At 66.9% G+C, this 22,588-nt stretch carries 15 protein-coding genes; 10 read left to right on the top strand and 5 right to left on the bottom strand.

Annotated features, from left to right (window positions below):
• Positions 1 to 25: 25 nt before the first annotated feature.
• Positions 26 to 820 carry a hypothetical protein gene (locus tag H7A85_RS10725; RefSeq protein WP_182085932.1) on the top strand — a complete coding sequence of 265 codons (795 nt, stop codon included), beginning with the start codon at positions 26 to 28 and terminating at the stop codon, positions 818 to 820.
• Positions 821 to 905: 85 nt separating this feature from the next.
• Here H7A85_RS10725 and H7A85_RS10720 read toward each other — a convergent pair whose 3' ends face one another.
• Positions 906 to 4,052, bottom strand: a complete 3,147-nt coding sequence (locus tag H7A85_RS10720; protein WP_182085931.1) for an efflux RND transporter permease subunit — start codon at positions 4,050 to 4,052, stop codon at positions 906 to 908.
• A 4-nt stretch (positions 4,053 to 4,056) separates the two neighbouring features.
• Positions 4,057 to 5,352 carry an efflux RND transporter periplasmic adaptor subunit gene (locus H7A85_RS10715; RefSeq protein ID WP_182085930.1) on the bottom strand — a complete coding sequence of 432 codons (1,296 nt, stop codon included), beginning with the start codon at positions 5,350 to 5,352 and terminating at the stop codon, positions 4,057 to 4,059.
• A 232-nt stretch (positions 5,353 to 5,584) separates the two neighbouring features.
• On the opposite strand from H7A85_RS10715, the gene H7A85_RS10710 reads away from it, so the two are divergent.
• Both H7A85_RS10710 and H7A85_RS10705 read left to right on the top strand, forming a co-directional pair.
• Positions 5,585 to 6,304, top strand: a complete 720-nt coding sequence (locus H7A85_RS10710; protein WP_182085929.1) for a response regulator — start codon at positions 5,585 to 5,587, stop codon at positions 6,302 to 6,304.
• On the top strand, positions 6,301 to 7,713 hold the full coding sequence (locus H7A85_RS10705) for a HAMP domain-containing sensor histidine kinase (protein ID WP_182085928.1): 1,413 nt from the start codon (positions 6,301 to 6,303) through the stop codon (positions 7,711 to 7,713). The genes H7A85_RS10710 and H7A85_RS10705 overlap by 4 nt, the downstream gene beginning before the upstream one ends.
• An 18-nt stretch (positions 7,714 to 7,731) precedes the next feature.
• Here the strand turns inward: H7A85_RS10705 and H7A85_RS10700 are convergent, their stop codons facing one another.
• On the bottom strand, positions 7,732 to 8,343 hold the full coding sequence (locus H7A85_RS10700) for an NAD(P)-dependent oxidoreductase (RefSeq protein ID WP_182086108.1): 612 nt from the start codon (positions 8,341 to 8,343) through the stop codon (positions 7,732 to 7,734).
• 416 nt (positions 8,344 to 8,759) lie between these two features.
• Between H7A85_RS10700 and efeU the strand changes: the two genes are divergently transcribed.
• The 4 genes from efeU to efeO (H7A85_RS10680) are packed head-to-tail and all read left to right on the top strand — an operon-like array spanning position 8,760 to position 12,937.
• A complete protein-coding gene (gene efeU, locus H7A85_RS10695; protein ID WP_182085927.1) occupies positions 8,760 to 9,605 on the top strand; it encodes an iron uptake transporter permease EfeU in 846 nt (281 codons plus the stop codon).
• The gene (efeO, locus tag H7A85_RS10690) at positions 9,602 to 10,798 is read left to right on the top strand and encodes an iron uptake system protein EfeO (RefSeq protein ID WP_182085926.1); all 1,197 of its coding nucleotides are present in this window, start codon (positions 9,602 to 9,604) and stop codon (positions 10,796 to 10,798) included. The genes efeU and efeO (H7A85_RS10690) overlap by 4 nt, the downstream gene beginning before the upstream one ends.
• Positions 10,795 to 12,105, top strand: a complete 1,311-nt coding sequence (gene efeB, locus H7A85_RS10685) for an iron uptake transporter deferrochelatase/peroxidase subunit (protein WP_182085925.1) — start codon at positions 10,795 to 10,797, stop codon at positions 12,103 to 12,105. The genes efeO (H7A85_RS10690) and efeB overlap by 4 nt, the downstream gene beginning before the upstream one ends.
• A gap of 19 nt (positions 12,106 to 12,124) precedes the next feature.
• Positions 12,125 to 12,937, top strand: coding sequence for an iron uptake system protein EfeO (efeO, locus tag H7A85_RS10680; RefSeq protein ID WP_182085924.1), 813 nt, complete (start codon positions 12,125 to 12,127; stop codon positions 12,935 to 12,937).
• 124 nt (positions 12,938 to 13,061) lie between these two features.
• Here efeO (H7A85_RS10680) and H7A85_RS10675 read toward each other — a convergent pair whose 3' ends face one another.
• Together H7A85_RS10675 and H7A85_RS10670 are read right to left on the bottom strand one after the other, a co-directional pair.
• Complete coding sequence (locus H7A85_RS10675; protein ID WP_182085923.1) at positions 13,062 to 13,607, bottom strand: flavin reductase family protein; 546 nt, start codon at positions 13,605 to 13,607, stop codon at positions 13,062 to 13,064.
• 250 nt (positions 13,608 to 13,857) lie between these two features.
• The gene (locus H7A85_RS10670) at positions 13,858 to 16,176 is read right to left on the bottom strand and encodes a diguanylate cyclase (protein ID WP_182085922.1); all 2,319 of its coding nucleotides are present in this window, start codon (positions 16,174 to 16,176) and stop codon (positions 13,858 to 13,860) included.
• 541 nt (positions 16,177 to 16,717) lie between these two features.
• On the opposite strand from H7A85_RS10670, the gene bcsN reads away from it, so the two are divergent.
• From bcsN to H7A85_RS10655, 3 genes are all read left to right on the top strand, one after another.
• Complete coding sequence (gene bcsN, locus H7A85_RS10665; protein WP_182085921.1) at positions 16,718 to 17,710, top strand: cellulose biosynthesis protein BcsN; 993 nt, start codon at positions 16,718 to 16,720, stop codon at positions 17,708 to 17,710.
• A 229-nt stretch (positions 17,711 to 17,939) separates the two neighbouring features.
• Positions 17,940 to 20,129: a UDP-forming cellulose synthase catalytic subunit gene (gene bcsA / locus H7A85_RS10660; protein ID WP_182085920.1), complete on the top strand. Its 2,190-nt coding sequence runs from the start codon at positions 17,940 to 17,942 to the stop codon at positions 20,127 to 20,129.
• A complete protein-coding gene (locus H7A85_RS10655) occupies positions 20,129 to 22,561 on the top strand; it encodes a cellulose biosynthesis cyclic di-GMP-binding regulatory protein BcsB (RefSeq protein WP_182085919.1) in 2,433 nt (810 codons plus the stop codon). The genes bcsA and H7A85_RS10655 overlap by 1 nt, the downstream gene beginning before the upstream one ends.
• The last annotated feature ends 27 nt before the right edge of the window (positions 22,562 to 22,588 follow it).

Here is a 22,588-nt window from a genome sequence, read left to right as displayed (position 1 = left end):
CCGCAACGGTGCGGCGGAGGATGTCATGACGATCTCCGACACAGTCACGGCGGGCAAGCGACCGCGGTTCGGCGTCTTCGCCCGGCTGGGTGAATTGCTCTCGCTGACCTTTCGGCGCAGGCCCGGCGTCTTTCTCGGGCTCGGCCTTCTCCTCTTCATCGTCATCCCGGTCGGCGTCGTATCGGGCCTGGGCGCCTTGATGAGCGTCGTCGATCCCGAAGGCACCCTGACCGATACCGGTATCGAGGCGGCGACGATCGCGCTCGCCGTCTTCGTTTCGCTCGCGTCCTGGCTCCTCGGCACGAGCGTCCTGACCGTGGTGGGTTGCGACGAGTTGGCGGGCGAGCGACGCAGCTTGGGTGCCGCCCTGCGCCATTCGGCCCGGCGACTTCACATCGTCTTCCTGCTGGGGCTCGTGGCGTCGTTTCTCGTCGCCCTTGGCTCGGTCGTGATCGGCATTCTCGGCCTCTGGGTGGCGGCCTGCTTCAGCGCCTTCATGCCCGCGCTGGTTTGGGAGGGCAGGAACTGGGGCGCCTTGGGCCGCTCGCAGCGTCTGACGCGGGACTACCGCCTTCCGATCATGGGGCTGATCGTCCTTCTTTATCTCGGCGGTCTTGCCCTCTTCTTCGGATCGGCCTTCTTCATCGAGCAGGTTCCCGAGGACGGTAGCCTCGTTTCCGATCTCTTGCTCAGCTTGCCGGTCCTGATCCAGATCGCGCTGTTTCCGGTCTTCTGCGCATTACCGCCCGTAGTCCATGCACGGCTATTGGCCATCAAGGAGGCGGATTCGGGCGCCGAACTGCGCGCCGTCTTCGAATGAGGAACCGTTGGACACTGTCCGAAGGCACATGGCTTCCGGACAGTGTTCGTTATCGACTGCGCGCCCGCCGACGTCCCCTAGCCGATCATTCGGCCGGTTCGGCGATGGCCGGCGGAGCGGATGTCGCATTGCCGCGTCTCGTCAGCTTGGCGCTGAGGCGCATCACCACCGAGAAGAACAAGGGCACGAAGAAGATGCCGAGCGCGGTGGCCGCGATCATGCCGCCCATCACGCCGATGCCGATCGCGCGCTGCGCGCCCGCGCCCGCGCCCGTCGATATCGCGAGCGGCAGGACGCCGAGGATGAAGGCGAACGACGTCATCAGGATCGGGCGAAGGCGAAGGCGGGCGGCTTCGAGCGTCGCCTCGCGCAACGGCTTGCCGGCGGCATGGAGATCGCGCGCGAACTCCACGATCAGGATCGCGTTCTTGGCCGCCAAGCCGATCGTCGTCAGCAGACCGACCTTGAAGTAGATGTCGTTCGACAAGCCGGCGCCAGTCGCCGCCACCAGCGCCCCGAAGACGCCGATCGGCACCGCGAGGATCACCGAGAACGGCACGGTCCAGCTTTCGTAGAGCGCGGCGAGGCATAGGAACACCACGAGCACCGACAGGGCGTAGAGAAGCGGCGCCTGGGAGCCGGACAGGCGTTCCTGATAGGAAAGCCCACTCCAGTCCGCCGTCCAGCCGGGCCCGAGGTCCGCCACCATCTGTTCTATGCGAGACATCGCCTCGCCGGACGAGGTGCCGCTCGCCGCCGTGCCCTGGATGTTGATCGCCGACAGGCCGTTGAAGCGCTCGAGGCGCGCCGGCCCCTGGTCCCATCCGACCTGCGTGAAGGCCGAGAAGGGCACCATCTCGCCCTTGTCGTTGCGTGCATACCAGCGGTCGAGATCGCTCGGGTTCATGCGGAAGGGCGCGTCGGCCTGGACATAGACCGGCTTGATGCGCCCGTCGTTGTCGAAGTCGTTGACGTAGGAGCCGGCCCAGGCCTTGGACAGGACGTCATTGACTGCCGACACGTCGATGCCGAGCGCCCCGGCCATCTGGTGGTCGATCTTGACGTCGAGCTGCGGCTGGGTCGGCGTTCCGTTGCGGCGCACGCCCGTCAGCCCCGAGTCGGCCTGCGCCGCCTGCAGCAGGCGCTGCCCCGCGTCGGCCAGCGCTTCCGTGCCCTGATTGCCCGAATCCTGGATGTACATCTCGAACCCGCCCGATTGCCCCATGCCGGGTATGGCAGGCGGCGACAGGGCGACGACGCGCGCGTCGCGGATCTTGCCGAAGGCTTTCATGGCACGGGACGCGATGGAGGCGGCGTCCTGCCCGTCTTCCCTACGCTCGTCGAACGGCTTCAGCCGCACGAACGCCATGGCAAGGTTCTGGCCCTGGCCGCCGAAGGAGAAGCCCTGCGTGGCGAAGACGCCATCGACATTGGCCTTCTCCTCTTCGAGGTAGTAGCGCTCCACCTGTTCGAGCACGTCGACCGTGCGCGCCCGCGTGGCGCCGACCGGCAGCTCGATCTGCGTCATCAGGACGCCCTGGTCCTCCGGGGGCAGGAACGAGGACGGGAGGCGCGTGAACAGGAACGCCGTGCCGCCGCAGATCAGGAGAAACGCCAGAAGGAAGCGAAGCGGCCGGGCGACGAGGCCGCCCGTCGTGCGCTCGTAACCGTTGGTCAGCGCCCCGAAGCCGCGATTGAAGCCGCGGAAGAACCAGTTCTTCGGCTTGCCGTGAGTGGGCTTCAGCATGGTGGCGCAGAGCGCGGGCGTCAGCACCACGGCGACCAGCACCGAAAGCAGCATGGCGGTGACGATGGTGATGGAGAACTGCTGGTAGATGATGCCGACCGAACCGCCGAAGAAGGCCATCGGCAGGAACACGGCCGACAGGACGAGGGCGATGCCGACGAGCGCGCCGGTGATCTCGCTCATCGACTTCTCGGTCGCCTCGCGGGGCTCCAGCCCTTCTTCCTCCATCACGCGCTCGACGTTTTCCACCACCACGATCGCGTCGTCGACGAGAAGCCCGATCGCGAGCACCATGGCGAACATGGTCAGCGTGTTGATGGAATAGCCGGCGACCGCCAGGACGCCGAACGTTCCCAGGAGCACCACGGGCACGGCGATCGTCGGGATCAGGGTGGCGCGCCAGTTCTGCAGGAACAGGAGCATGACGACGAAGACGAGGATCACCGCCTCGATCAGCGTGTGGACGACCTTCTCGATCGACAGCTTCACGAAGGGCGTCGTGTCGTTGGGATAGACGATCTCGACGTCGGAAGGGAGCGAGCCTTTCAGCCGCTCCATCGCCGCTTCGACGCCCTCGGCCGTGTCGATCGCGTTGGCACCGGCCGCAAGGTTGACGCCGAAGCCGGCGGCGGGGTGTCCATTGTAGCGCCCGCTCGTGTTGTAGCTTTCCGCCCCGATCTCGACGCGCGCGACATCGCCGATCGTCACCAGCGAGCCGTCGGTTGCCGTCTTCAGGATGATCGCGCGGAACTGGTCGGGCGTCTGCAGCTGGTTCTGCGAGTTGATCGTGAAATTCATCTGGGCGCCCGGCGCGGCGGGCGTGGCGCCGAGCTGGCCGACGGAAACCTGGCTGTTCTGAGCGGTGATCGCGCTCGTCACGTCGCCCGGCGTCAGCTGGAACTGGGCGAGCTTGGCCGGGTCGAGCCAGATGCGCATCGCGTATCCCGACCCGAAGATGTTGAGATCGCCGACGCCCGGCACCCGGCGGATCGCGTCCTCGAGGTTGGTGGATACGAGATCGGCGAGATCGATCGAGGAGTAGTTCGGGTTCTCCGAGGTGAGCGCGGCCACCATCAGGATGCCGGACGACGACTTCGACACCGTCAGGCCCTGGCGCTGGACGGCTTCGGGCAGCTGCGAGGTGACCTGGGCGAGCTTGTTCTGGGTCTGCACCTGCGCGATGTCGGGGTCGGTGCCATTCTGGAAGGTCAGGGTGATCTGCGCCGTGCCGGCCGAGGTCGAGTTCGACGCCATGTAGAGAAGGCCGTCGAGCCCGGTCATGTTCTGCTCGATGATCTTGGTCACCGAGTTTTCCAGCGTTTCCGCGCTGGCGCCGGGATAGGTCGCCGAGATGCGCACGTTGGGCGGGGCGATGTCGGGATAGCGCGAGATCGACAGCTGCGACAGGCCGAGAATGCCGCCCAGCATGATCGCGATCGCGATCACCCAGGCGAAGACGGGACGGCGGATGAAGAAGCGGGCCACGGGGTCACTCCTTCGCTTCGGCAGCCGCGGCCTCGCCGCGCGCGGCGACCTTCGGCCCTTCCGGCTCGGCAGGCGCCTGCGGTGCGGCGGCCGGCTCGGATCCCGGCTTCACCACGCCGTTCTCGTCGAGCTGCACCTCGATCGGGGAGACCGGCTTGCCGGGCTGCATCTTCTGGAACCCGTCCACCACGACCCGGTCCCCATCCTTGACGCCGGCGGTCACCACCCAGGAGCCGCCGACATCGGTGGAGACTTCAATCGTGCGCGTTTCCACCGTGTTCTCGGCGGTCAGGAAGCTGGCGGTGGCCTCGCCCTTGTTGTTGCGCGTCACGGCGCGCTGGGGGACGAGGAAGCCCTTCTCGTCGATGCCGACATCGAGCGATGCGCGCACGTAGAGCCCAGGCAGGAGAACCGCCTCAGGGTTCGGAAAGCGCGCTCGCACGGTGAAGCTGCTGGTGGTTTCCGACACGAAGCGGTCGCGCGCCTCGATGGCGCCGGTCTCGGGATAGGGCGTGCCGTCCGGCATGCTCAAACGGATTTCGGGCGGCGAGGCGGCATCGCCGAAGGAGGAGCGGAAGGCGCCGGTCTGGAGTGCCTGCCGGTGCCGGATCAGGTTGCCCGAGGATTCGGTGAGGTCGACATAGATCGGGTCGAGCTGCCGGATGGTGGCGATCGCATCCGCCTGCCCCGAGGTCAGGAGCGTGCCGACATCGACGTTGGTGGTGCCGATGGTGCCGGAGATCGGGGCGTGGATCTCGGAGCGCTCCAGGTCGATGCGGGCGGTTTCGACGGCCGCCTCGGCCACCGCGATGTCGGCCTTGGTCTGCAGGAACAGGGACTGGGCGTCCTCGCGGTCCTGCTGGGTGACGACCGAGTTGGCCGACAGGTTGGCGTAGCGCTCGGCCTTGGCCTGCACGCTCGGCAGCGCGGCCTGCGTCTTGGCGAGCGTCGCCTGCGCGGAGGCCAGCTGCGCCTGATAGGGCTTGGGGTCGAGGCGGAACAGGACGTCGCCTGCCTCCACCCGGCTTCCCGGCTCGAACACCCGCTCCACGACGATGCCCGAAACCTGCGGCCGGATCTCGGCCGTGCGGAACGCAACGACGCGTCCCGCCATGTCGCTGTGCAGCGTCACCGGTTGGGGATGGAGCGTTACGAAGCCGACCTGCGTCGGCGCCGGGGGAGCGTTGTCGCGCGAGGAGGCGGCCTCCGGCTCGGTGCAGGCCGCCAGCGACATGATCGCCGCGGCCGAGATCAGAAGCCCTGCGGCGCGCCGAAGCAGCGAAGAGGAGTGCATGGGCATGAGGACCTTTTCCGGGTCGCGAGGGCAAAGCCTCGCCATCTTGGGCATGGGTCATAACGCGGCGCGCCAGCACAAGGTGTGTCACCAACCCAGTGCTTTGTCGCAAATTGTATCAGCAACTCACCTGAACGCCGATGCGGCACATTCGGTTACAAAGTTTTCGCCCTTCGCCGGCCTGCGACGATGTAAAGCGGAAGGGCGTCACCGCTCGAACCTATCCGAGGACCGTTTCATGTCCGCCGCTCCCCATATCGTGGTGGTCGACGACCATCGCGAAATCCGGGACCTCGTGTGCAAGTATCTCGTCCAGCAGGGCTACCGCGTCAGCGTGGCGGACGGCGGGCGGGCGCTGCGCCGCCTTCTCCAGTTCGAGCGTCCCGATCTCGTGGTGCTCGATATCATGATGCCGGGCGAGGACGGGCTCGGCATCTGCCGTGAGCTGCGCGCGAAGTCCAACGTTCCCATCATCTTCCTGACCGCCGTCGCCGACGAGACCGACCGCATTATCGGGCTGGAAATGGGGGCCGACGACTATCTGACCAAACCCTTCTCCGCGCGCGAGCTTCTGGCGCGCATCAAGGCGGTGCTCCGTCGGTTCCATGCGGTCCCGCCGAACCGCGAATTTCCCCCGAACCAGCGCGTGCGCTTCGCGGGCTGGCTGTTCGACCTCGGGCGGCGCGAGCTGCTGGGGGAGGACGGGGTCAGCGTTTCCTTGTCCACCGCCGAGTTCCGCCTCCTGAAGGTGTTGGTGGAACATCCCGGGCTGGTGCTGACGCGCGACCAGCTCCTCGACCTGACGACTGGCCGGGAAGGCGACGTGTTCGACCGCTCGATCGACAACCAGATCAGCCGCCTTCGCAAAAAGGTGGAGAAGGATCCCAAGAACCCGTCCTTGATCCAGACCCATTGGGGCGGCGGCTACCGGCTGGCCGCCGAAGTGGCGCCGGCATGATGCGGTGGTGGCGCAAGAGCCTGTCGGGCCAACTGGTGGCAGCGCTTCTCGGCGCTCTTTTCCTTTCGCAAGCGATCTCGTTCCTCTTCGTCTGGCAGGAGCGCAAGCAGGTGCTGGAGGCGAGCGAGCGCACCGAGTTCGTCAACCGCACCCAGTCGCTCGCCCGGCTCGTCGCCTCGCTCAGCCCCGCCGTGCGCGACGGCGTGGCGCGTGCCAGCGCTACCGAATACACGAGGTTCTGGATCGCGCCCGGATCGCAAGCGGGGCCGGACGCATGGCTCGGGCGAATGCGGGCCGAGTTCGAAACGCCGCTGACGCGCCTGCTCGAAGCGGGCGAGGACGCCACCCGGCAAGGCGCCGGTTCGCCCGGCGAGACCGCCCGCGCCATGGCCGAGGCTCGGATCGCCAGCCAGCAGTCGCCACCCGCTGTCTGGCCCGACGATCTCGATGCGCGCGCGCAGGCCATCGATCTGGCGGGAGACCTCGGCGCTGGTTTCACGATCCCGCTGAACGACGGCACGACCTTCAATGCGGCCTATCGCAACCACTTCTCCGGCACGATCCTGGCCACCCCGATCCCGGTGACCTTCGCCATGACGGCCGCGCTCGTGGCATTAGTTGCTCTGGTGGCGATCCGGCGCATCGCCAAGCCTCTCGCCGGACTGGCCGAGGCGGCCGAAGCGTTGGGACGCGGCGAGCCTGTTTCTCCGCTGGTGGAAACCGGCCCCGACGACATCCGACACACCGCGGCCGCCTTCAACCGGATGCAGGAGCGCCTTCACCGCTTCGTACAGGACCGCACGCGGATGCTGGGTGCGATCGGCCATGACCTGCGCACGCCGCTCACCACCATGCGCCTTCGCGCCGAATTCGTGGAAGACGAAGAACTCCAGGCGCGCATGTTCGCCACGATCGACGAGATGCGGTCGATGACGGAGGCGATCCTCGCTCTGGCACGCCAGGAAAGCGAGATCGAAACGACGCGAACGGTGGATCTGGAAACCCTCGTGGAAAGCCTGTGCGAGGATTTGGCCGAGGTCGGCAACGACGTCCGGTTCGAGGAAAGCGGGCGCGTCACGCTGCGGTGCCGACCGGACAGCCTTCGGCGCGCGGTGCGCAACCTGATCGAGAACGCCGTTCGATATGGGCGCTGCGCGCGCGTCTCGCTGGCGAACGTACCGGACGGCATCGAGATCCTGGTGCGGGACGAGGGCCCCGGCATTCCCGCCGATCGAAAGGAGGACGTGTTCGCCCCGTTCTTGCGCCTCGAAACCTCCCGCAACGCCGAGACCGGGGGCGTCGGCCTCGGTCTCTCGATTTCGCGCGCGATCGCGCGCCAGCACGGGGGCGATGTGCTTCTGCGGGATCGGGCTCCCGGTCTGGAAGCCGCGATCCACCTTCCGCGCTAGGACGCGCCGTTCAGCCGCTCAGTAACCGACGGTGAAGCGCCGTCGCGAATGGCGCGGCGTCTCGATCTCGTCGACGAGCGCGATCGCATAATCCTCGAACGAGATGCTGCTTCCGTTCTCGTTCTGCAGCAGCTGGTCCTCGCCGAGGCGGAACGTGCCCGTGCGCGTTCCCGGCACGAAAACGGCCGAGGGCGACAGGAACGTCCAGTCCAGATCGCTTTCCGTCTTCAGCCTGTCGAGGAAGGCGCCGCCCTTGGTCGCCTCGGCCTTGTACTCCGGCGGAAATTGCGGGGTGTCGAACAGTTTGACCCCCGGCGCCACCTCAAGGCTTCCCGCACCACCGACCACGAGATAGCGCCGGACACCGGACGCCTTGACCGCGCCGATCAGCTGCTCCGCATCGGAAGCCAGGAAGTGGACGGAACTCACCACCGCGTCGTGACCCTTCAGCGCATCGGCCAAGGCGGCTGTATCGGCGATGTCGAGGGCCAGCGGCGTCACCCCCGGCAGCGCGGTGATGCGGGACGCATCGCGCGCGATCGCGGTGACCTTGTGCCCACGCGAAGACAGTTCGGCTGCGATGCGCGAGCCCGCATTTCCGGACGCGCCGATCAGGGCGATTTTCATGATGGTATCCTCTTCGATATCGGTGAAGGGCTCGGAGCTGGCCCGGTTCGCCCGGAAGATGGCCGAGCGCTGCGGCCGGCGAAAGCCCGGTCGGCTTGACGAACCGTCTCCGATCCACGGACGATCCAGATGCTGGCGACCGAAGAAAGGGATTGCGCGTGCGGGTCGGCCCGTCGAGCGGCCGCGCTGGGTTTTATGGAGCGTCGACCATCATGAATGTCGGGAGGGTTATCAAACGAAGACAAAGACTGCTCGAAACAACGGATGGATTGCCTTTTCCCATGCCATCACGTTCTCGTTAGAACGGTTCTAAAACACTGTGATTGCTAAGCTTTTTCCAAGCGACTATGCAGTGTGCCGATCGGGTTGAGGAGTTCCGGGCGTCGGCCGGAGTTCGTCTCGTTTGGGTCGTGCGCGCCATGCTGGTTCCGTTTCTGATCATGCTGCGGGAGGGGCTGGAAGCTGCGCTGATCGTCGGGATCGTCGCCGGCTATCTCGCCCGCACGGGGCGCCGCGCTTGGATGCCGGCGGTCTGGATCGGCATCTTCCTGGCGGTTGCGCTCGCGCTCTTCGCGGGCGCCGGGCTGCAATGGGCGAGCGCCGAATTTCCCCAGGCGACGCAGGAACTATTCGAGGCGGTGGTCGGCGTCATCGCCGTGGTGCTCCTGACCTCGATGGTCCTGTGGATGCGCCGGGCGGCCCGTTCGATGAAGTCTGAACTCCAATCCTCGATCGACGCGGCTCTGGCGGGATCGCAGACCCGCAGCTTGGCGCTGGTCGGCCTCGTCTTCTTCGCCGTGGCGCGCGAGGGTCTGGAGTCGGTGTTCTTCCTGCTCGCGATCTTCCAGCAGAGCCCGGGTGCCGCCGGGCCCCTCGGCGCGCTCCTCGGCATTCTCGTATCCGCGCTGCTCGGCTACGGGATCTATCGGGGCGGCGTCCGGCTGGACCTCACGCGCTTCTTTCGCTGGACCGGCGTCTTCATCCTGTTCGTGGCAGCCGGAATCCTCGCCGGCTCGCTGCGCCACCTGCACGAGGCCGGTCTCTGGAACGGGTTGCAGACGGTGGTGGTCGACCTGACGGGGGTCCTGCCGACCGACAGCCTCGTCGGCTCGGTGCTTTCCGGCCTCCTCGGCTATCAGGCCGATCCGACGCTCGGCGAGGCGATCGTCTACGTCCTGTATCTCCTGGTAACGCTGACCCTGTTTCTGCGACCGGCCGCGCCGCGAACGGCGATCGCCTTGCCGGCAGGGGCCGAAACGCCATGAGCGCTCCGTCTTCGACCCAGGCGCCGCCGCCCCGTCTCCTTTGGTGGGGTGTCGCCGCGTCCGCCCTTCTGATGGTGGGCGGCGGCGTCGCCTTCGCGCTTGCTTCCATGCGGGCCGGAAGCGATGCCTCGGCCTCGCCCGACGCGGTTCTGGTGACGCTGCGCGACGGCGCCTGCCAGCCGAACGCACTCACCGTTCCCGCCGGACGCTCGACGTTCCGCATCGTGAACGGAACGGATCGCGCCGTGGAATGGGAGATCCTCGACGGCGTCATGGTGGTGGAGGAGCGCGAGAACATCGCCCCCGGCCTGTCGCAGACCCTTTCGGCGCGGCTTCGCGAGGGTACCTACGCGATCACCTGCGGCCTCCTGTCGAATCCGCGCGGCACGCTGACGGTCACCCCGTCCACCGCCGCCGACGCGACCGAGAAGCCGACGCTCACCGCCTTCATCGGCGCCCTGGCCGAGTATCAGGTGTATCTGGCCACCGAGGGGGCCAAGGTCGCTCGCACGGCCGAAGCGCTGGACGCGGCGATCCGCGCCGGCGATCTGGACGGGGCGCGCCGCGCCTATGGCGAGGCGCGCACGCCCTATCTGCATGTCGAGCCCGTCGCCGCGCGCTTCGCGGACTTGCGCGACGCGATCGACCCGTCGGCGGGCTATCTGGCAGGGCGCGAAGCGGACACGGCCTTCACCGGCTATCACCGCCTCGAATACGGTCTCTTCGAAGCGAACAGCCTCGACGGGCTGGCGCCGGTTTCGTCAAAGCTGGTGGCCGACACGGCGCTCCTACGAGACCGGTTGCGCGCGGCGCGTCTCGGTCCGGACGACATGGCGCAAGGCGCGGTGCGCGGCCTTCGCGCCATGGCCGATACCGGCGTTTCCGCCGGGATCAGTCCCTATGCCGGAAACGATCTCGACGAGTTCGACGCCCAGCTTGCGGGCCTGCGCAAGATCGAGGCGCTGCTGAGGCCGGTGGCCTCGCAGGGCGCGCCCGCTGCCCTCGCCGAGGTCGAGGCGGCGCTGACGAGCGTCGATGATGATCTCCGGTCCATGCGCGGCACGGGCGAAACGCCTGACTTCTCCTCGATCCCGTCCGAACGTCGTCGTCAATTGAGTGATGCGCTCCACCGGGCGGCGGATACGATGGAGCGGCTGGGTACGGCGCTGGGCTTGGGGGAGGGCGGGGCGTGAGCGACAAGTCGCCCCCACCATCCACGGATCTGGCAACCGACCGGCGGCGCCTCCTGTTCGGAGCGGCCGGCGGGGCCGCGGCGGTGCTGGGCCTGGGGGCTGCCGCGCGCGCCGCCGAGAACCGGCCGGATCAGGTCGCGGACGCGCCGCGTCTCGGCGATCGGCCGGAAGTGGTTCCTTTCCATGGCGCCCATCAGGCCGGCGTCGTCACGCGCCGCCCGGCCGCCGGAATGATCGCCTCGTTCGATACCGTGGCGCAGACGCCGGACGAGGTAGAGCGCCTTCTTCGCACGCTCACCGATCGCTTCCGCTTCCTGATGGCCGGCGGCGCGGTGCCCGAACTCGATCCGAAGCTTCCGCCGGCCGATTCCGGAATCCTCGGGCCGGTGATCGCGCCGGACGACCTGACGATGACGCTGTCGCTGGGTGCCAGCTTCTTCGCCGACCGTCCGTGGGCCGCCGGGCTGAAGCCCGCCCGGCTGCAGCGCATGACGAAATTTCGCAACGACGCGCTGAACGCCGAGCTTTGCCACGGCGACCTGTCGATCCAGATCTGCGCCAATTCCCCGGACGCGACGATCCACGCCCTGCGCGATGTCATCAAGTCGGTCCCCGACCTTCTGGTAATCCGCTGGAAGCAGGAGGGAACGGTGCCGATCCTGCCGGCGAAGCCCGACGGCACCTCGGAAAGCGCGCGCAACTTCCTCGGCTTTCGCGACGGTTCTGCCAATCCCGACTCGCGCGATCCCGCCGAGATGGGCCGCGTCGTCTGGGTCGGCGAGGATGACCGCGACGAGCATCCTTGGGCGCGGGGCGGCACGTATCAGGCCGTGCGCATCATCCGCAACCTCGTGGAACGCTGGGATCGCACGCCGCTCGGCGAGCAGGAGCGCATCATCGGGCGACGCAAGGCATCGGGTGCGCCGTTCGACGGATCGCACGAGACCGACGTGCCGAACTACCGCGCCGACCCGGACGGCGCCACCACCCGGCTCGACGCCCATATCCGCCTCGCCAATCCGCGCGACGCCGGCTCGCAGGCGAGCCTGATGCTGCGCCGGCCGTTCAACTATTCCAACGGCGTGACGAAGAACGGTCAGCTCGATCAGGGCCTTCTCTTCATCAGCTACCAGGCCGACCTGGAGCGCGCCTTTATCGCCGTGCAGCGCCGCCTCGATGGCGAGCCGCTGGAAGAATACGTGAAGCCCGTCGGCGGCGGCTACTTCTTCACCCTGCCCGGCGTCCGGGACGGGGACGACTATCTCGGCCGCTCGCTGATCGCGGCGGCTCGCGACATCCGATCCTGACGCAAGACCTGGAGACCCCATGCTGACACGATCTCTCGCCGCATTCTCGATCCTCCTGGGCGCGGGCTCCGCGCTCGCCGCCGTATCGCCGCTGGACATCGTCCAGCCGGTGGCGGAGTACAAGATCTACGTGTCCGAGAAGCTGGAGCAGCTGACGCGCGACACCAAGAGCTTCACCGACGCGGTGAAGGCCGGCGACCTCGAGAAGGCGAAGACCCTCTTCGCCCCGACGCGCATGAGCTACGAGGCGGTCGAGCCGATCGCCGAACTCTTCAGCGATCTCGACGCCTCGATCGACTCGCGCGCCGACGATCACGAACAGGCCGAGAAGGACCCCGGCTTCATCGGCTTCCACAAGCTGGAGCACGGTCTCTTCGCGGAAGGCTCGACGGACGGGCTCGCGCCCGTCGCCGACAAGCTGATGGCTGACGTCGCCGATCTCGAAAAGCGCATCGGCGATCTCGCCCTGCCGCCCGAAAAGGTCGTGGGCGGCGCCGCCGCGCTGATGGAAGAAGTGGCCGCCACCAAGATTTCCGGCGAAGAGGACCGCTACAGCGGCACCGATCTCTGGGACTTCAAGGCGAACTTCGACGGCTCGCGCAAGATCTTCGACCTCGTGCGCCCGCTGATCGAAAAGGACGACACGGCCTTCGTCCAAAAGGTCAACGGAAGCTTCCAGACGGTCGACACGACGCTGGCCAAGTATCGCAAGGGCGAGGGCTATGCCCACTATTCCGAGCTGACCGACGGCGACCGGAAGGTGCTTGCCGCCAACGTCAACACGCTGGCCGAGGATCTTTCCACCCTGCGCGGCAAGCTCGGCCTCGATTGAGACGACGTGGCGGGGGCGCCGTTTTGCGGCGCCCCCGCCATCACCAGTAATTTCCGGTCACCTCCGGCTGCATGTCGAAGACAAGACGGCCCGGTTTCCCATGGTGTGGTCCCAGCCCTCGGTCTCAGCCCGAAACGGGATAGTGGCCATAGCGCCCATGGCTGTAGACGAGGGGTTCGCCCTCTCCGAGGCGCACGGCGCGCACCGCGCCGAAGATGAGGGCGTGGCTGTGATGCTCGACGACCCGCTCGACCTCGCAATCCACCACCGCCAATGCATCGGTCAGAAGGCTGGCACCGGTTTCCAGAACTTCCCATTCGGCGCCGGCATAGCGGTCCGCGCCCTTCAGGCCGCCACGCCCGGCGAAGCGATCCGCGATCGGCTGCTGGTAATGGGCCAGAAGGTTGACCCCGTAGTGCCCGTAGCGCTCGATCACCGGCCAGGTCGAGGACGAGAGATTGATCGACACGAGCATGGTTTCGGGATCCATCGCCAGCGAATGGGCGGAGGTCACGGTCGCGCCCGTCCGATCGGCACCGGACCCCGCCGTGATCACGCATACGCCCCCGACGAGGTGGCGCATCGCGTCCTTCAGTCCGAACACGGGGCGTAATCCCTTAAGGTTGGGAACGGGGCGGGACGGATTGGCAGCGGAAATCGCGACGGACATGGACCACCTTGCACGATCGGGGTTCGGCGAGCGGGCAGAACACGCGCCCTCTCATTGATCTCGCCAACATAAAGCGAGGGCGACGCCCTGCCGGAGGACTATATACCAAAATAATAGACAATAAGGAACGTGAACTACACGTCGGTCGAAGGGCGTAGGACGGATTTTTCCCGCTTGGCTGTCGTGTCGGGTCGACGAGAAAATAGCCAAGGCTTCGACGCGGCGTCTCGGGCGGGCCGCCACGCTCGCCCTACTTCATCTCGTTCGTCACCATCTGCGACAGGTTCTTCAGGATCTCGCGATCGGAGGCCGACGTGTCCTCGCGCGGCTTCCGATCGAGAACGCACACGGCGCCGACCGTCTCGCCGCTGTGGGGGTCCACCAGCGGCGCTCCGGCATAGTATCGAAGCCCGTCCTTGCCGCGCACGAGCGGACTGTCGCGGAATCGGACATCGGCCTGGGCATCGGTCACCACCATCGGCTCGTTGCCCGCGATCGTGTAGGAACAGAACCCCGCGTCGCGCGCGGCGCTCTGCACGTTCACCCCGTAGCGGCCGATCAGCGTCAGCTCGTCCCGCCCGACAAGCGATATGAACGAGATCGGCGTATCCAGAAGTTGGGCGGCGGCGCGTGCGACCTGGTCGAGATCGGGCGCGCCGTCCTGTGTGATGCGTTCGCGGAAATCCGCCACCGCGCGAAGACGCGCCTTGTCGTCGACCAGAGCGGGCAGGGGGGTCGGCGATTCGAGGGAGGCGGCGTTGACCACCTTGTTGCGGCCCGTCCGCTTGGCTTCGTAGAGCGCCCGGTCGGCGGTCGTGATCAGCTTCTCCGCCGCGTTGTCGTTGGCCGGAACGCGCTGCATGGCACAGCCGACCGAGATCGTGACGTAGCCGCCCTGGTTGAACTCGTGGACGAGTTGCAGCTGCTCCACCGCGCGCCGGACCCGCTCGCCGACGAGTTGCGCGTCGTCCTCGTTGGTGTCGGGAAGAATGACCGCCATTTCCTCGCCGCCGTAGCGGGCGCAGAAGTCGTCGCCGCGAATGCTGGAGGCGATGGCCTGCGCGACCCGGCGCAGGCACTCGTCGCCTGCCGGATGGCCGTAATTGTCGTTGTAGAGCTTGAACCGATCTACGTCGATCAGCAGCATGGAGATTGGCGCGCCTTTTTCTCCGGCGCGAGCGATCTCGGCACGCAGCATCTCGTCGAAGCGTCTGCGGTTGGCAAGGCCGGTGAGCCCGTCCGTATCGGCCCTTCGCGCCAGTTCGGCATGTACCGCCTCCAGCTCGAGTTCGGCGCTCTTGCGCTGAGATATATCGCGCAGGACGACGATGAATCCCTTGTCGCGCGCCACATGCCGATATCGTCCCTCCACCCAGACGTAATGTCCCGCCTTGTGCTTCAGCCGGTAGACCGCCTCGGCATAGGTGTCGCTGCTCGTCGCTTCGTCGGCGATCCGTTCGACGATCGGCCAGTCGTCGGGATGGATGAGATCGCGCGTCTTGCGGTCCACCATCTCGCCGGGTTCGAAGCCGAGCATGGTGCGCGAGGCCGGCGAAACGTAGCGGCGCGTCAGTCCCTCGTCGAGGCGCAGGATCAGGTCCGTCGCGTGGTCGGCCAACAGGCGGTATTGCGCTTCGCTTTCTCGCGTCTTCGCCTCGGCCGACGCGCGCCTTTTGAACTCGCGGCGCACCACCAGGCCCAGAAGGGTGGTGAGAAGGCAAAGGAACGCGAGAATCCCGATGATCACGAAGGCTTGTTCACGCCACGCTATGAAGATGTCGTCGTAGGACAGTGCGACATTCAGAATGAGGGGCAGGTAGCCGACGCGGGCGAAATTGTAGACGCGCGTTACCCCGTCCACCGTCGATTTGCCCGTGAAGGTCCCCTGGGGCCGCGATATGAAGTTGCGAAAATTCTCGGTGTTCGAGAAGTCGCGCCCGATCTGATCCGCATGGTAGGGGCTGCGCATCACGAGCGTGCCCCTGTCCGATACGAGGCTGATCGAATCTTGCGGGCCGAGTGTGGTTCTCTCCAACAGCGCGCGGAAATAGCTCAGGCGCAGAGTGCCGACCACGACGCCCCCGAAACTGCCGTCAGGGGCGTTGATCCGCCGGCTGAGGCCCAGCACGTCGTCGCTTCCCGTCAGGCGCCGTTGAAACGGCGCGCTGATATAGAGGCCGCGTGCGGTGCCGTTGGCATGGACTTGGAAGTAGGTCCGGTCGGAAAAATTGTCGCGTCTCGGCGGTATCCCGCCGGCATCGCGAACGACATTCCCATCGCGGTCGAGAACGAGAATGCTGGTGAAATAGGGCGCCACCAGCGCTCCATCGAAGAGGAACTCCTGTTGCAGGTCCGGTTCCAGCTGGCCGAGGGATGAGTTTTCCAGCTTGTTGACGACGGTGGAGATCGCACGGTCGTAGGTCTGGATATCGTTTTCCACATCCTGCGAGAACACGGTGAGGAGGTTCTGGGCCGTCCCGTTGGCCGCGGCCCAACTGTCGTTGCGCAACTCCACCAGCGTCACGGCCGACGCACCGCAGAAGCCGAGCAGGAGCAGGATCAGCCCCATCCAGTAGACGGTTCGGTTTCTCAGCCGCGGCTGGCGCCGACCGACCGCTCGATCCGATAGGCGGCGGGGTCTTGAAAGGGGGTCGTTCGGCAAACTCGGCATCATGAAACGCTGATACGGTGAATAGACTTAGGCAGAAAAGATGCGGGTGTAATGACGGGTGCATTCCCGGTCGGCGGCGCGTGGGTTGCCGTCCGCCGGATGTTTCGGGACGCGGTGCGCTGCGTCGTCCGCCCCGGTAGATGATCGCGTTCGTCCCGCATGCATCCCATCCCGTTCGCGGTTCGCCTCCCGATGTTGCGCTCGGCTATCCCCCGTTCCTCGTTTGGTGTCTCAGGGCAGGCTTCCCGGTTGTGGTGGATAAGTCCAGCATGTTTCGACTTCCGAACGTAAGAGTGACATAACGGGGGTTGCAACCTGCTGTTGAGTCTCGGGCAAGCTAAGCTAAGGAGATTATCAACTAGGTACGATTCGAATCCGGCAATGGTGTTCGCTGTCCACGATGCGTGTTCCTTCTTCGACGATCAGCTCTTGTCTCGCGATGTCGGTGCTCCTGATCCTTTCGGGCTGCGCCGGCCGGGGTGAGATCGATCGGTTCTCGGCGGTGCGGGATGTTTCCCCGCGTGAGGCGTTCGTGCTTCCGCCGGCCGGCGGGCCGTCGGTGGTGGGGGTCCTCGAGCAGCGCTACAGCAACGGCGTCGAACAGGAGATCGTCCTGTCGGGCGGGGGCGGGGTCACCGTCCAGAACGCCATGCGCGTCCAGTTCATCGGGCCGGTGGATACGTCGACGTCTGGGCGCACGCCCTTGTCGGAGCGATCGCTGGCGGTCACCAACATATCGGCCGAGTTGCGGCAGGAGTTTCCCGGCGTCGCCATGCGCCGGTCGGCCCTCTACGTCCAGAATCGCTACGGGCCCTTCGGCTACGCGAGCGGTCGGCTGGGCAATACGACCTGCGTCTACGCCTGGCAGCGCATGAGCGGGACCGACCATGCCACGCTGCTCCTGCGCCCGCGCGGCATCATCAACATGCGGCTGCGCCTATGCGCCGCAGGGGCGAGCGAGAACGAACTTCTGGCCACGATGTACGGCCTCGGTATCAATGCCTTCCTCAACCATTTCAGCTGGGTTCCCTACGGCGCGCCGCCGAGCCCGTCGCCCGAACTCGGCGAAACCGGCGCACCGATCTATCCCGAGCCGCCGGTCTCCGCCGGCCTCGTCGCCGCGCCGGCCGACGTTCTGGTCGAGGACCCGCCGGCGCCCGCGGTCCAGCCGGTTCGCCGGCGGCCACCGGTTCGCCGAGCCGCGCCCGCCGCGCCGGCCCCGGTTCTCCAACCCCTTCCGGCTCCGATCGGACCCGCCGTCCCGCCGCCGCCGGGCGCCTCCGTCGGTGGTTTTTCCAGCACGTCGCCGGCAGCGATGCCGGGCCAGTCGGGTGGGACCACTCCGTTGGAGGCAGGCGCGGCCGTGCGTCCGGTGGTGCCCGCTCCGGTTGTCTGCGCCGATGGCCGGCTGAAGGGGGATGCGGGTTGCTGAACCTTCGAGATTTCGCCGGACCTCGGCCTTCCGCCCCGTGTGGCCTCCTTAATACAGCATCAACCATAACTGGTGGACGTGGAGGCGCTTGGCGTTGAATGTGGTGGGGGCAGGCGCAAGAATTTCAGGGCGGGAGCTTCGGCTTCGCAGCAGCGGTAGGCGGGAAGGCGGGGCTTTCTCATCCGCAAAGAGTGGCTGACGGAGCGTTTGCGTCCGTGGAGGGCATCGCATGTTGAGGATCGGCACAACCCTTCTCTGGATCGTGACGTCGATCCTGGCGATCGGGGTGATCACGCTGCCGGTCAGCCTTCAGGCTCAGCTCTTCGCCGTTCTCTTCGTTCTGGGCGTCATGATCATCCTCAAGGCGTTCGATCTGGGCGGCGTCTGGCGGCTGGTGGCGCTGGCGCTCGGCACGTCGATCGTGCTGCGCTACGTCTACTGGCGCACGACCTCGACGCTGCCACCGATCAACCAGCTCGAGAACTTCATCCCCGGCTTCCTCCTGTATCTGGCCGAGATGTACAGCGTGTTCATGCTGGCGCTCAGCCTGTTCGTGGTGGCGGCTCCCGTGCCCCCGCGCCCGTCCCGCCGGCTCGACCCCGATCGTCGTCCCCCCACCGTCGACGTCTTCATCCCGACCTACAACGAGCCGACCAAGCTTCTCGCCAACACGATCGCCTCGGCGCTCGCGATGAACTATCCGCCCGATCGCTTCACCGTCTGGCTGCTGGACGACGGTGGGTCGGAGCAGAAGCGCCAGTCCGACGACATGGTCTCCGCGCAGGCCGCCGAACGGCGTCATGCCGAGTTGAAGCAGCTCTGCGAGGATCTGGGCGCGCGATACCTCACGCGTGCGCGCAACACGTCCGCCAAGGCCGGCAACCTCAACAACGGCATGACGCAGTCCACCGGCGAGCTGATCGCCGTGTTCGACGCCGACCACGCGCCGGCCCGCGACTTCCTGGCCGAAACCGTCGGCTACTTCGAGGACGACCCGCGCCTGTTCCTGGCGCAGACGCCGCACTTCTTCCTCAACCCCGATCCGCTGGAGCGCAACCTTCAGACTTTCGATTCGATGCCGTCGGAAAACGAGATGTTCTACGGCATCATCCAGCGCGGGCTCGACAAGTGGAACGCGGCCTTCTTCTGCGGCTCGGCGGCGCTCCTTCGCCGCGAGGCGCTGAACGAGACCGGCGGCTTCTCCGGCGTGTCGATCACCGAGGACTGTGAAACGGCGATCGAGCTGCACTCGAGAGGCTGGAACAGCATCTATATCGACAAGCCGCTGATCGCCGGGCTTCAGCCGGCGACCTTCGCCTCCTTCATCGGCCAGCGCTCGCGCTGGGCGCAGGGCATGATGCAGATCCTGTTCTTCCGCTTCCCGATCCTGAAGAGCGGCCTCTCGTTCCCGCAGCGCCTTTGCTACATGTCCTCGACGCTGTTCTGGCTGTTTCCGTTTCCGCGCCTCATCTTCCTGATCGCGCCCCTCTTCTACCTGTTCTTCGACCTGCAGATCTTCACCGCCTCGTCGGGCGAGTTCGTGGCCTACACCCTGACCTACATGGCCGTGAACCTGATGATGCAGAACTACATGTACGGCTCGTTCCGATGGCCCTGGATCTCGGAGCTCTACGAGTATGTGCAGAGCGTGCATCTCCTGCCCGCCGTGGTTTCCGTGATCCTTCATCCCAAGAAGCCGACCTTCAACGTGACGTCCAAGGAGGAGTCGATCGCGGTCAGCCGCGTGTCGGAGATCGGGCTGCCGTTCTACATCATCTTCGCGGTTCTCGTTCTCGGGCTGGTCGCCACCGTCTACCGGGTGATGACCGAGCCCTACCGGGCCGATCTCACCATGGTGGTCGGCGCCTGGAACGTCCTCAACCTCCTGATCGCCGGCTGCGCGCTCGGCGTCGTATCGGAAAGGGGCACCCCGACCTCGGATCGGCGCATCTCGCTCAAGCGGCGGTGCCAGATCGTCGTCGGAGAGACCGAACTGCCGGGCACGATCGAGAACGTCTCCGTGTCCGGCATCGCCGCGCGCGTCGTCGGCTCGCTTCCGGCGGATTTCGAGAAGGGCGCCAAGGCCGTCCTGCGAGTGCGGATCGACCGCGAGATCGGGGGCGACACCATCCCCATCCGCATCGCCCGCATCATGCGCGATGCGGACAGCAAGGTGCTGGGCTGCTCGTTCGAGCCGGAAGGGGCGCACCACAACCGGCTGATGGCCGAGCTGATCTTCGCCGATTCGGGCCAGTGGCGCGCCTTCCAGCTCGCGCGGCGGCGCAATCCCGGCCTTCTTCGCGGCTCGCTGTGGTTCTTCGGCGTCTGCTTCTACCAGACGTTCCGGGGGCTCGGTTATCTCCTCAAGGGAGCCGGCCGAAAGCCGGCCGCGTCGGTGCAAAAGGCGGGGGCGCATTGATGTTGCCCCGCGCCAACGCCCTTCTGCTTCTGGCCTTCCTCGCCGGCCCGGCTCTTGCCCAGACCGCACCCTTCGACATGGGTGCCGAACGGGGCCCATCCGCCCCCGCCAGCCCTCCGGCCGCCCCGAGCGCGGATTCCGTCCACCCTTCGAGCCCGGCCCCGGCTCCGGTGCAGACCGCACCAGCCTCCCCCGCGAGCCCTCCTGTCGCGTCCCCGCCCGTCGCACCGCCAAGTCCGGCTGCCGCGGCGACCGCCCCAGCCAGTCCAGCCGACGCGCCGGGCGCGGCGGCTGCAGCCTCGCCATGGCGGCGATACCTGTTTGCCGGATCGGAGCTTTCCCTTTCGGGCGAGATCGATCGGCGCAGCTGGGCGATCTACTTGACGCGCGAGGAAGCGGAAGCGGCTTCCCGCCTGCAACTGGCCTACCAGAACGCGGTCCTGGCCGCGCCGGAAACGTCGCAGCTTCGCTTCCTGATCAACGACACGGCGCTGGTTCAGGAGCCCGTGGCCTCGTCCGACAGCGTGAAGGATCTCGCCGCAGCGGTTCCCGCCGGCCTCCTGCGACCGGGGCTCAACACGCTGACGCTGGAAACCAAGCTCCGCCATCGGACCGACTGCACCGTCGCCTCCACCTACGATCTCTGGACGACGTTCGATTCGACGCGCAGCTTTCTGGAGTTCGACGGACCGGCGGCCAGTTTCGCCCCTCGCCGGTTGGACGATCTGCGCGCCACCGGCCTCGACACGCAGGGCCTGACCCGCATCCGCCTCACCGTGCCGGATGGCGAACTGGGCGACGCCAGCGCGACGGTCCTTCGTCTGGCGCAGGCACTATCCATCGTCGTCGGCATGCCCAACCAATCCGTCGAGGTGATCCAGGGTCCCCTGCCGGAAGAGCGTGCCGGCACGCTGGATGTCGTGGTCGGCCCCGTCGGCGCACTCGGCGACGCGCTCGGTGGGCTCGAGGGAGCGGCAACGAGCGCGAACGGCTTTCTGAAGCGCGCCGACGGTTCCAGCGTGCTTGCCGTCACGGGCAACGGATGGGATGACGTGCGCGCGGGCGTCGAGCGGGTCGTCTCGTTTGCGGGCGACGCGGACTCGCCGCCTCGCCCGGCCGTGATGAACCCCGCCTTGCGGCAGCCGGACGCGCTTCTGGTGCGCGAAGGCGGGGCCGTGTCGTTCCGCGATCTCGGCGTCGCCTCGCAGGAGTTCGCCGGACGGCGCTTCCGCACCGAGTTCGCGCTGGCCGTTCCCGGCGACTTCTTCGCCGAGGCCTATGGCGAGGCGGTCATGCGCATCGACGCCGCCTATAGCCGCGAGATCCTGCCCGGCAGCCTGATCAACCTCTATGTCAACGGCAACATCGCGACGACGCTGCCGATCGGTGGCGGCGGAGCGGGATATCTCGACGAGTTTCCGCTGCGCATGACGATGCGCCACCTGCGCCCCGGCGCCAACACGATCGCGCTGGAGGCCAATCTCCTGACTCGGGCCGACGAGGCCTGCGCGCCGGGAACGCCGGGGCAGGACGTTCCGCGCTTCGCCCTGTTCGACTCCTCGCGGATCGAGATTCCCGATTTCGCCCGGATCGCGCGCGTGCCGGACCTTTCCGCCTTCCAGGGCGTCGGATTTCCCTACAACACGGCCCGCGAGCCGGTGGACGTCGTCCTGCCCGACGATCGCGCGGCCGGGCTTTCGGCGGCGGCCAGCGTGGTCGGTCGCCTCGCCTTTGCGGCCGGGCACGTCATTCCGATCGCGGTTCGCGACGTTCTTCCCCAGACCAGCACCCGCGCGCTCTTCATCGGCACGCCGCGCCAGATCGCGCCCGCCGTCCTGGCGCGCGCCAACATCGATCCCGCCAGCGCCGTGCAGTGGGGCGGACAGGGGCCAGCGCCGGCCGCCTCGGACGGTCTGACTCTCGATCGCTGGCGCGAGCAGTTCGACACGTCGGAAGGCTGGGCGGCGAGAGTGGACGGCGCGATGGACTGGCTGCGCACGACCTTCTCGATCGAAGCGGATGGATTGCGGCTGATCCCGAGGGACAGCCAGCCGTTTGCTCCGGGCGACGGATCGGCGCTCGTGGTGGGCCAGGGCGAGGGGACGACGAGCGGCAGTGTTTGGACCGTGATCGCGGCGCCGAGCACCGCTGCGCTGAACGAGGGGATCAATCTCCTGGTTCGCGACAGCAACTGGGTGCAACTTGCGGGCCGTGTTTCGAGCTACGACGGCGCAAGATCCACGATGACCAGCCAGCCGATCGGGGAGGTGACCTTCATCACGACGCAGCCGCTCTCGCTCGCCAATGTTCGCTTGATCGCGGCGAACTGGCTTTCCGAAAACGTCCTGTCCTACGCTTCGCTGATCGTGGCCGTGGCGCTGCTTCTGGGCGTCGCTACGACGGTCTTCGTCCGGTCGCTGGGGCAGAGATGATGTGCGGGATCGTCTCGAAAGGGCTTG

It is taken from the genome of Aureimonas sp. ME7, from assembly GCF_903970965.1.
In the GTDB taxonomy this organism is placed as follows: domain Bacteria; phylum Pseudomonadota; class Alphaproteobacteria; order Rhizobiales; family Rhizobiaceae; genus Aureimonas.
Note: the sequence above shows the minus strand (reverse complement) of the source record. Positions and strands in the feature narration are given on the sequence as shown.

What these genes read in the sequence shown, in the direction of transcription:
- H7A85_RS10725 (WP_182085932.1), top strand. Translation starts at nt 26, where the DNA reads ATGACGATCTCCGACACAGTCACGGCGGGCAAGCGACCGCGGTTCGGC.
- H7A85_RS10715 (WP_182085930.1), bottom strand. Translation starts at nt 5,352, where the DNA reads ATGCCCATGCACTCCTCTTCGCTGCTTCGGCGCGCCGCAGGGCTTCTG.
- H7A85_RS10710 (WP_182085929.1), top strand. Translation starts at nt 5,585, where the DNA reads ATGTCCGCCGCTCCCCATATCGTGGTGGTCGACGACCATCGCGAAATC.
- H7A85_RS10705 (WP_182085928.1), top strand. Translation starts at nt 6,301, where the DNA reads ATGATGCGGTGGTGGCGCAAGAGCCTGTCGGGCCAACTGGTGGCAGCG.
- efeU (WP_182085927.1), top strand. Translation starts at nt 8,760, where the DNA reads ATGCTGGTTCCGTTTCTGATCATGCTGCGGGAGGGGCTGGAAGCTGCG.
- efeO (WP_182085926.1), top strand. Translation starts at nt 9,602, where the DNA reads ATGAGCGCTCCGTCTTCGACCCAGGCGCCGCCGCCCCGTCTCCTTTGG.
- efeO (WP_182085924.1), top strand. Translation starts at nt 12,125, where the DNA reads ATGCTGACACGATCTCTCGCCGCATTCTCGATCCTCCTGGGCGCGGGC.
- H7A85_RS10675 (WP_182085923.1), bottom strand. Translation starts at nt 13,607, where the DNA reads ATGTCCGTCGCGATTTCCGCTGCCAATCCGTCCCGCCCCGTTCCCAAC.
- H7A85_RS10670 (WP_182085922.1), bottom strand. Translation starts at nt 16,176, where the DNA reads ATGGGGCTGATCCTGCTCCTGCTCGGCTTCTGCGGTGCGTCGGCCGTG.
- bcsN (WP_182085921.1), top strand. Translation starts at nt 16,718, where the DNA reads ATGTCGGTGCTCCTGATCCTTTCGGGCTGCGCCGGCCGGGGTGAGATC.
- bcsA (WP_182085920.1), top strand. Translation starts at nt 17,940, where the DNA reads ATGTTGAGGATCGGCACAACCCTTCTCTGGATCGTGACGTCGATCCTG.
- H7A85_RS10655 (WP_182085919.1), top strand. Translation starts at nt 20,129, where the DNA reads ATGTTGCCCCGCGCCAACGCCCTTCTGCTTCTGGCCTTCCTCGCCGGC.